General features: G+C 59.9%; 8 protein-coding genes and 1 pseudogene. 5 read left to right on the top strand and 4 right to left on the bottom strand.

Features of this window, described 5'->3' with window-relative positions; genetic code table 11:
- Positions 1-648: 648 nt before the first annotated feature.
- On the bottom strand, positions 649-1,215 hold the full coding sequence (locus tag IEW81_RS14365) for a class I SAM-dependent methyltransferase (protein ID WP_097061981.1): 567 nt from the start codon (positions 1,213-1,215) through the stop codon (positions 649-651).
- Between the two features lie 480 nt (positions 1,216-1,695).
- On the opposite strand from IEW81_RS14365, the gene IEW81_RS14360 reads away from it, so the two are divergent.
- Genes IEW81_RS14360 through IEW81_RS14350 form a run of 3 tightly spaced genes read left to right on the top strand, consistent with a single transcriptional unit; the run spans position 1,696 to position 5,750 of the window.
- Positions 1,696-1,968, top strand: coding sequence for a hypothetical protein (locus tag IEW81_RS14360; RefSeq protein ID WP_143544747.1), 273 nt, complete (start codon positions 1,696-1,698; stop codon positions 1,966-1,968).
- Positions 1,965-5,282, top strand: a complete 3,318-nt coding sequence (dnaE, locus tag IEW81_RS14355; protein ID WP_097061979.1) for a DNA polymerase III subunit alpha — start codon at positions 1,965-1,967, stop codon at positions 5,280-5,282. Before IEW81_RS14360 ends, dnaE begins: the two co-directional genes overlap by 4 nt.
- The gene (locus IEW81_RS14350) at positions 5,283-5,750 is read left to right on the top strand and encodes a bleomycin resistance protein (RefSeq protein ID WP_218840066.1); all 468 of its coding nucleotides are present in this window, start codon (positions 5,283-5,285) and stop codon (positions 5,748-5,750) included.
- 132 nt (positions 5,751-5,882) lie between these two features.
- Here the strand turns inward: IEW81_RS14350 and IEW81_RS14345 are convergent, their stop codons facing one another.
- The 3 genes from IEW81_RS14345 to IEW81_RS14335 all read right to left on the bottom strand — a co-directional run bounded on the left by IEW81_RS14345 (position 5,883) and on the right by IEW81_RS14335 (position 7,487).
- On the bottom strand, positions 5,883-6,173 hold the full coding sequence (locus IEW81_RS14345; RefSeq protein ID WP_097061978.1) for a hypothetical protein: 291 nt from the start codon (positions 6,171-6,173) through the stop codon (positions 5,883-5,885).
- Between the two features lie 9 nt (positions 6,174-6,182).
- On the bottom strand, positions 6,183-6,593 hold the full coding sequence (locus IEW81_RS14340) for a hypothetical protein (RefSeq protein ID WP_097061977.1): 411 nt from the start codon (positions 6,591-6,593) through the stop codon (positions 6,183-6,185).
- Between the two features lie 237 nt (positions 6,594-6,830).
- Complete coding sequence (locus tag IEW81_RS14335) at positions 6,831-7,487, bottom strand: histidine phosphatase family protein (protein ID WP_229671430.1); 657 nt, start codon at positions 7,485-7,487, stop codon at positions 6,831-6,833.
- Positions 7,488-7,779: 292 nt separating this feature from the next.
- On the opposite strand from IEW81_RS14335, the pseudogene IEW81_RS14330 reads away from it, so the two are divergent.
- Positions 7,780-8,013: pseudogene (locus tag IEW81_RS14330) on the top strand (IS3 family transposase); the annotation flags it as partial.
- A 286-nt stretch (positions 8,014-8,299) separates the two neighbouring features.
- Positions 8,300-9,413 (top strand): YncE family protein (locus IEW81_RS14325; protein ID WP_188732738.1); only part of this gene is annotated, 1,114 nt, incomplete at its 3' end.

Here is a 9,413-nt window from a genome sequence, read left to right as displayed (position 1 = left end):
CTCTAAATTGACTCGAATGCAATGGCCGTATGCCGAACGACCAGCGCGACAAGATCAGGGACGCATCCAACTATCCCTCAAGCGTGCCGAATTAATGTCATACGGGAACTCCACCATGTCGTGCACTGCATCACTGGCGTGTGCGATAGATCTCCGTCGACTTCCTTCCCGCCCATAAGAGCGTGACCATGAACGCCACAAAGCAGAGGGCGACCGCCACCCAGAACCAAGCTGACGCGTGCGTTGCCAGACTGGCGAAGAATCCCCCAAAAAAGAGAAGGACAAGCGGAGTCAAAAATCTCGGGGTCCAAGCCACTCTTCAATAAAACTCGACCCCGAGATTTTTCGCAATAACTTCAAAATCCAAAGGTCCAACAGGGAACCGTCTGGTCTCGTACTGCTTTCGTTCTGGGGAATGAGAGCGGATCACGATCGCCCCGGGCGAGCCCAGACATTAAAGCGTTCGTCGCGTCTGTAAAAGGTAGATCAAATCTGCATTTCGACAAAAATGGCGCCCGCAGGCCGGACGATCAACGGACGCGATTTCGTGCCCTCGCGAGAGCGCGCCCGAGACCACTTTTCGACCGATGCGGCTGCCCGTGAGCGCAACCCTCACCGGGACAGCTCGCGCGGCCGGTGAGCCGATCCTCAGCGGGCATCCTGGCGTCGAGCGCTGACCGCCGCTTGAGGGCGCTGGCCCGCAGTTTTCCGCACATGCGATTCAAGAACGTCGAAGCCAGCGCGGCCCAGCTCCGCGCCGATCTCCTCCACGGGCCACCGGTACGCCGGTGTGACCGTGTGCCTGAACTTCTCGATCGCAGGGCCCTCAAAGAACCCGACAAGGAGTCTCCCTCCAGACTTGATCACGCGGCTGAACTCGCGCAAGGGAATCTGGATCTCGCCGGGCTCGTAGTGAATGAGTGAGTACCACGACAGAACCCCACCGACCGAATTGGTGCCAGCGTGGATCGAATCGAGACCTTCGATTGCGAAGTCCACCGCGGGAAATACGTTTGCGGCATGAGCGATGAATTCAGGCACGTGATCGATACCCCGAGCGATCACGCCCTGCTCGGTCAGGAAGTTCGTCCAATGACCGGGGCCACAACCCGCATCGATGAGTTCGCCATGCACGTCGCTTGCCCACGTAGACACGATCTGCAGATCCGATGGATGAACCGAACTCATCGAGCCCAACAGATCTATGTACTCCATTGCCCTAGCCGAGTACGCGGCGCGACTCGCTTCGTTGGGCACGTCATCAAGTCTAAGCAGACCGAATCGAGGTGCCCGTAAAACGAACGTGGCGCGGGGCGGTAGTCACAAGCAGATCCCCGCCAAGTCAGACCGCGGTTGATGAGAGACCTCAAGTTGCTTTAGAACTCACGCCCAGCGTGTATTTCGCGGGCAAGAACCTGCGTGGTCTCGATCTCGGTCGAAAGACTCAAATGCCTTGAGAATCGACACCGGGATTCGCCCGCACTTTCGGCATGCAGTGGCTCTTTCCGCTCCTACACTCGCGGCCTAGCCCACAAAGCTTGCCCGTTCGCTTGGCAAGCGTGCACACCATGGCGACCGTCATTTTGGGTCGTTTTCAACACCCGCCCATGTGATCGCGTTCGTCACCGTCGGTGGTAAGTCGTAAGCTCGCTGAATCGAACATTTGTTCGACTAACGACGGAGGGTGGTGGTGTGATGCCGAACATCATCGACACGCGCGTCGATGTGGTGCTGGCCGAGAACGGCGATCCTGTGGCATTCATTTGGGACAGGTTTGAGCACACGGTGCTCGGTCAACCGCAGGCAATATTTCAGCGCCACAGCTGGTGGGAAACTGCTTCGATCCCGAAATATGTGGATATAGAGTTGTGGCGCTTGGACGCGTCGCGCGGAGGCGATGAGCAGCGCCGGTATGACCTCCGGAGGGATTTCGATGGCAACTGGGTACTTGCCCTCGACTGGGGATGACATTCCCGCACCTGCATGTGAGTAGTGCCTACTCCACCCATTACGGGGTAACAATGCCGGAGACACTGGTTCAGCAGGCGGCAGCGCAAGGCGGCGATTTTTTGGCCGTCACCGACCGGGATGGGCTTTACGCTGCGGTGAAACATGTTCGCGCGTGTGTTGCCGCGGGTATCCGGGCTGGGCTCGGTGCGGAGCTTGCGGTTCACGACGATGAACACCGGCCTCTGGGGCGGGTGGTGATTCTTGCGAAAGGTAACAACGCCGGCCGCGGGTATGCCGCGCTCTGCCGGGCAGTGACGGCCGCTCACCAGCTGGGCCGGAAGCCGTCAATCAGTAGGGTGCGGCTGGCGGAGCTTTCATCGTTGCAAACTCTCACGGTGCTACTGGGGCCGCTATCTGATGTTGGGGCAGCTCTTGACATGTCCGACAGTCACGACGCGCGCGCCCGCCTGACAGCGTGGATGAAGATCATGCCGACGGGCTCACTCGTGTTGGAGGTGGTGTGCCATTTGACGCCCACCGGGCCCGGCAGTGTTGGCCCCGCCACACGCATGATCGGTTTGGGCGAGTGGGCGGTGCTGCCGGCGGTTCTGACGAACGCTGTTCGTTATGGAACACCGGACGAAGCCGTCACGGCGGATCTTGCTGACTCGACCCGGTTTCTGACACCACTTGCCCAGCTGACAGGGCCGCAAGCCAACGGGCAGGCGTGGTTGAAAACAGACAAAGCTATGCGACAGGTAGCGCGTATGGTCGTCGATGCCGGTGGCGGCTCTCAGGGGCAGGGTGACACGCTCGCGCGGTTGATGCGCGACACGGCGGAGCTTGCCGACAGGTCAACGCTTGACCCGGACACGGACATCGGTTTGGGACGTCCGCGGATGCCGGAGGCATCAATTATCGGTATCACCGGTGATCCGCACACGGCGTTATGGTCAAGGGCCCGCCACGGTGTCGATACTCGTTACGCCGGCAGCAGGCTCCTGGATGAGGCGCACACCGCTTTGACGCACGAGATGAAAACGGTGGAACATCTCGGGTTCGCAAGCTACTTCCTAACGGTGGCCAAAGCTTGCGACCTGATGAGAGGTATGGGCGTGCGTATTCAGGCTCGCGGCTCCGGTGTCGGGTCGGTGTTGAACTATGCGTTGTTTACCTCTTCCGTGGAACCGATCTCGAACTCGCTGATCTGGGAACGGTTCTTATCTCCAGAGCGCCGGACCCTTCCAGACATCGACATTGATGTTGAGGCCCACCGCAGGCATGATATTTACCGAGAGCTGTTCCGGGCGTTCGGTCCTGAGCGGGTGTCGCTGATGTCGATGACTAACACCTACCGTTCACGGGGCGCCGTTCGGGATGCGGGCCTTGCCCTGGGGATGACCCATGCGGAGATCAGTGCGATCGCAAAACAAATGTGGAGGTTCAATGCCCGCGATTTTCGTAAAGCTCTAGCCGAAAAACCGGAGCTTGCCGAGATCGCTGAGGAAGCGAAACGGTCCCAGCAACTGGAAATGCTGGTCGGTCTCACCGAGCGTCTGGACCGACTGCCCAGGCACATCGCCGTCCACCCGTGCGGGGTAATCCTCACCGACATTTCATTGCTTGACCGCACACCCGTGCAGGCCTCCGGCATGGGACTCCCGATGAGTCAGTTCGACAAGCACGACATGGACCCGATGGGACTTATCAAGCTGGATGTGTTGGGCGTCCGGATGATGTCCTCCATCAGTCACGCCGTACAAGAGCATCACCGACTCACCGGTGAGGTGATCGACCTTGACCGCATCCCCCTCGATGACAAAGCCACCTACGACATGCTCTGCACCACTCGCACCCTGGGTGTGTTCCAGCTTGAAAGCCCAGGGCAGATGGAACTGATCGGCAAACTCCAACCACGAACGTTCGATGACATCACGGTGGAGATCTCATTGTTTCGGCCAGGTCCGATGGAAGCCAACATGCCGTTGCACTACTTGCAGGCGCGCCACGGCGAAACCCAGCCTGACTACATGGACGAACGCTTCACACCGTTCCTGAAGGAAACCAACGGGGTCGTCATCTACCACGAGCAGGTGATGCGACTCTTCGATGCGCTCACCGGTGTCGGTATGGGTCAAGCCGATGTACTGAGACGGCACCTCGGGAAACCTGCCGAAATGGCCGCCATGGGCAAGTTCGTCATCAGTAAAGCGCTCACCCGCGGCTTCACCCAGGCGGTCGCCGAACGCGCCTGGAAAGTGTTGTCAGGGTTTGGCAGCTTCGGGTTTGCCAAAGCCCACGGCGCCGCCTTTGCGATCACCACCTACCGAAGCGCCTGGCTGAAACAGCATTACCCCGCAGAGTTTTTCGCCGGCCTGCTAACGCACGATCCGGGCATGTGGCCCAAGGATCTGATCGTTGCCGAAGCGCGCAACAACGGTGTCTCCATGCTGGGTCTTGACGTGCAGCACAGCGGACTCGACTACCGTGCCGAGTTACTACCCGACGGCGGCCACGCAATCAGGTTGTCCTTGATGGAACTGGGCGGCAGCAGTGTCACAGAACGAGCGCGGATCGCTGAACACCAGCCGTTCTCCTCGTTGCAGGACTTCCGAGACCGGGTGCGACCCAAGCGGCGCACCTTTGAGGCGTTAGCCAGAGTCGGCGCGCTGGACGCCTTCATCGGCTACGACCGGGATTTGCGCGGGGCGTTACTGGCCCACATTCACAGCCTGAGCGGCAAAGTGGTCACCGTCGCTGATAATCAACTCGCGTTCGACATCGAACTACCGCCGCCACAATATTTCAACGCCGTTTCCCTTGAGCTGCGCGGCCGGACACAGTCCGATTTGGAGCTTCGAGCCATGGGCCTGTCGGTCGAACACCACCAAATGGAACGCTTCCACGAGCTGTTCCGAGAGATCGGCGTGACACCGGCCTCGAAGCTGCTCGAGCTACCGGGAGGCACAGAGGTTCTGGTGGCAGGCGTGAGACGGGCAACACACACCCCGCCGATGCGCAACGGCACCGGACGTGTCGTGTTCTGCTCCATCGATGACGGAACCGGACCCGTCACCCAAGTGGTGTTCTTCAACGACACCCAAAAGCTGATCGGCGCAGCCGCATTCAGAACCACCTACATGCTCGTGCGCGGAACCACCCGCCGAACGGGAGCCGCCGGAATCAGCGTCACCGGCGAACAAGTCTGGGACCTCCGAAGCGTTGCCCAGAAAGTTGCAAAACGCAAAAAAGCCGAACAGACAGCCTCCGACCAGGCCGAAGCATTACTAGACATTGAAAACGTATACAACCTGTTCCGAAAACATGCCTGAGTGACTGTGGTCACGGAGACGGGTCACGATGAGGCGGTGACGGAGGAATTCGAACCTGCGCTCGTGCCCGAGCTGTTGGTGGCTGATATTGATCGGAGCATCGAGTTCTGGTGTGGAATCTGCGGATTCGAGTTCCGCTATTCGCGACCAGAAGAGCGATTCGCGTATATCGCTCTCGGTGCAGCACACGTGATGCTCGAACAGGTCGGCGTGGGCCGGAACTGGGTCACTTCTGAACTTGAAGCACCTCTCGGTCGCGGTATCAACTTTCAGATCTTCGTTCCCGACACTGATGCAATTGTGAAGTCACTGGGGCTTGCCGGGGTGGGACTCTTTATGGAGCCAGAAATCAGGTGGTACCAACTGGCCGACGATGTGGCGGGCGTAATCCAGTTTCTCGTAACCGACCCGGACGGCTATCTCATCCGATTCCAGTCATCGCTCGGACGACGCCCAATCGTCCGGTAGCGGAACCTCTACCGGGATTCCAGCAGCACCTTCGCGAGTTGATGGTCGGCGTAAGGCGACGCACGAGGGGCAATTTGAGATGCTGACTGTCGAGCTGCGCTGGTGGCGTGCCGCGAGCGACGCCCTAGTAGATCACTGGTGGCCAACCGAAGTTTGCGCTATCTCCCACCCCATCGTCGCCCCGGTCACTCCCAGCGCGTGGTTGATCCCCACACGAGAGATCATTTCCCAAAGGCGTTCCACGCTATCAGCGGCGTGCCCCTGGACCCCGGCATAGAACTCATCCCAAGCTTCGTTGTTGGACAGCAGCTCAGTGGCGATGCGCTGTAACTCGACAATGCGCGGCTCAGCTAAAGTCGCTTGCTCCGCCTCGTCCCACATCATCGCGGGGCTTGCTTCGGGCTGCGGGCTGTCCGCGAGCATGTCAAGGTTCTAGAATCGGCCGGCCCTGCCATATCGGTCCAGCGCGGCGAGAAGTGGCCGTAACACTGGATCGGCGTCTACTCCGGCGACGAGGCCGCGGACGTAGTCCGAGCTGTTCAGGGTGCGCGCTCGTATCTCCTCCATCACATGATCGAACAACGAGACAATGCCGTGGCCGTAACTCATCATCCTCGGCTTTGACGACCAGGTCTCGGTCTCGTCAAGCGAGATCACCCCAACGGTCAGCTTTAGCAACTTCTCCACCCCAATAGAAAGCATGGTCATAATCGGGTCGCGCGTAGTCTCGATGAACCTCGCTCCGCGGAGGACTTTGACTCCGTAGCCGAGAAGGTTCCGGGTCGACGTCATCTCACCGATGAGCGCAAATGCCTTTTGGTTGTCAAGATGCTCGATCGGCATTGGTACTCGATTCCGGGGTTGTGTGTGACTGAACTATTGCGACGGCGGGCCAATTTATTCTCTATCTCTATCGCAATGTTGAACGTCTGCATCGTTACTTGGGAAGGGTCTGCTGCGCTGTGAGATGACACCTGAGGTGGCTTGATCGGAAGGCTGCCGTCGCCGCCCGCAGGCCGAACGCTCAGCGGGGCAAACACGTCGACAGACGTTTCCCGGATGGCTCACTTCATGCAGAGCTCAGGACTCCGAGGGGACCATGGGTAGCTCGAGTCCGTAGTTCCAAGAAAGGATGGCCGGCTGCTCGCGGTAGAAACTAAGCACGGACACTGAGCCCGCATCCAAAGTGATCTGGGCCGCGAAACGTGGGGCCATCCGCAGAAACACGGCCGTCAGGATGCGCAGAAAATGGCCGTGCGCTATCAGGGCGACATCTCCCTCCGCCATCGCAGGCAGCACTCGCGTAAGCACGCGCGAGGCGCGCGCGGCGACCTCTTCCACTGTCTCGCCGGGCGTCCGCCCCCGAATCACGCCGTGGGTGAAAGCACTCCAGTTGTAGCCGAGCTCGCTGCGGATGTCGCGCGAGGTACGCCCTTCGTATCCGCCGTAGTCCCATTCCACGAGGAGCGAATCGACATCGGCATGCAGGCCCGCCAGTTCGGCGGTCCGCTGCGCGCGTTGCAGAGGCGAGCTCAGAACCAGTGAGAAATCGTAGCCAGCGACCAACCGACCTGCGCCGCGGGCAAGCTCCTCACCTCGAGCAGTGAGCGGAACATCCGTGAGTCCTGTGTGGCGTCCTTCCTTGGACCACTCCGTCTCCCCATGGCGCAACAAAACCAGCTTTCCCGAAGGGTTGTCGGGAGCGGGGTGTTCGGGTAGCGGATCGTTTGTGAGCACCCCCCAACCGTAATCGCGATGGCTTGCACATGGCCGAGCCATCGAAACTGCCCGCAGAACGGCGGTCAGTTGAGTTCGCCCGTGAGCGGGTCGCCAGCGCGACAGATTGAGAGCCGATCGACCTGACTAGGACGTCGCCCGCGCTGTTTCTTTTAGGAACGGCCAACGCGACAGATCCGCCCGTTTGCCAAGCGTGGCGATGCTGTGTCACAAGGGAACCTCGACCAAGCACTTTCTCGGCCTGAATCCTGTCTTTCCACCAGGAAGAACGCAGCACAAAACCCGGGACGCTTCATTCGGCACGATCGGTGATTGTTACGACTGTCATTGACAAGTATCGTTTTGGTCGAGCATGCAGGTTGAGCTTCTGAATCGGAAGAACTGGCGGACAAGACTCGATCTCGCGAACGCCATTTTTGAATACATCAAGATCCTCTACAACCGGCAGCGCCGCCCTTCTCAACTGGAGCATCTCTCCGCGGTCGAGCACCAGTTACGACTCACACAGACACCCGTTTGTGCCTGATCTTGACACCAAAACGGGTAACCACACCGTGGGCAGGTCAAGATGCCTCCTAACCGTGCAGCAGACCCGGTGTTGAAAGCGGCGGCGACTTTTTCGCGCGGGAGCTCGATCCTCGCCGAAGTCCACTAGCCTTACCAACAGCTGACCTGGCCGTGTAGAAAATCATCAATCGCGTTGTCCGAAATCTCCGCAGCAGTTGGGATGCAGGTCTGTTCGTTTTCCTGACTTGGCGGTCTTCGCGGGGTTTGGGCGGGTGCGATTTTTTCGCGCAGAGGAAGGTCACTCGATGAGGTCAGCACACGGAATGGTTCGCACTGGTGGGCGTCGGTCGTTTACCTGGCGGAAGCAATTGGTTGCGCTAGCCGGCGCGGTCGGGTTGCTGATGCCGTTGGTTGTGCTTGGTGGCGCAGTTGAAGCGTCAGCCGCCACCACCACCGTGACCGTCGGCCTCGGCCCGAACGGGGTGGCGGTGAATGGGAAAACGAACACCATCTACGTAGCCAATTATGGTGACAACACGGTATCGGTGATCAATGGGAACACCAACACGGTGGCTGGCACCGTGACCGTCGGCGGCGGCAGCTCCCCGTACGGGGCGGCTGGGGTGGCGGTGAATGAAAAAACGAACATCGTCTATGTGACCAACCAATCCAACAACACGGTATCGGTGATCGATGGGGACACCAACACGGTGACCGGCACCGTGAACGTCGGCGCCCGCCCGTCCACGGTGGCGGTGAACGAGACCATGAACACCGTCTACGTGACCTACTATGGCGGCGACAGGGTATCGGTGATCGATGGGGCCACCAAAGCGGTGACCGACATCGTGACCGGCGGCTACGGCCTGGCCGGGGTGGCGGTGAATCAGAAAACCAACACGGTCTACCTGACCAACGCTGGCACGGTATCGGTGATCAATGGGGCCACAAACACGGTGACCGGCACCGTGACCGTCGGGCCCATCCCGAACGGGGTGGCGGTGAATGAGACCACGAACACCGTCTACGTGGCCGATTACAACGATGGCAAGGTATCGGCGATCAACGGGGCCGACAACACGGTGACCGACATCGTGACCCTCCGCTTCGGCCTGTCCGGGGTGGCGGTGAATGAGACCACGAACACCGTCTATGTGATCAACTACGACGCCAACACGGCATCGGTGATCAATGCGGCCACCAAAGCGGTGACCGACACCGTGACCGTCGGCGTCCACCCGTCCGCGGTGGCGGTGAATGAGACCACGAACACCGTCTACGTGACCAACACCCGCGACGACACGGTGTCGGTGATTGCTACACCGGGTGCGCCGTCGGGTGTGTCGGCGACGGCCGGTGACAGGCAGGCGACTGTGGCTTTCACCCCACCGACCAGTGATGGTGGTTCGGCTGTCACCG

This window comes from Salinibacterium xinjiangense (assembly GCF_014645015.1).
GTDB classification, from domain to species: domain Bacteria; phylum Actinomycetota; class Actinomycetes; order Actinomycetales; family Microbacteriaceae; genus Rhodoglobus; species Rhodoglobus xinjiangensis.
The sequence above is the reverse complement of the archived record's forward strand: the minus strand, read 5'-3'. Positions and strand labels throughout refer to the sequence as shown.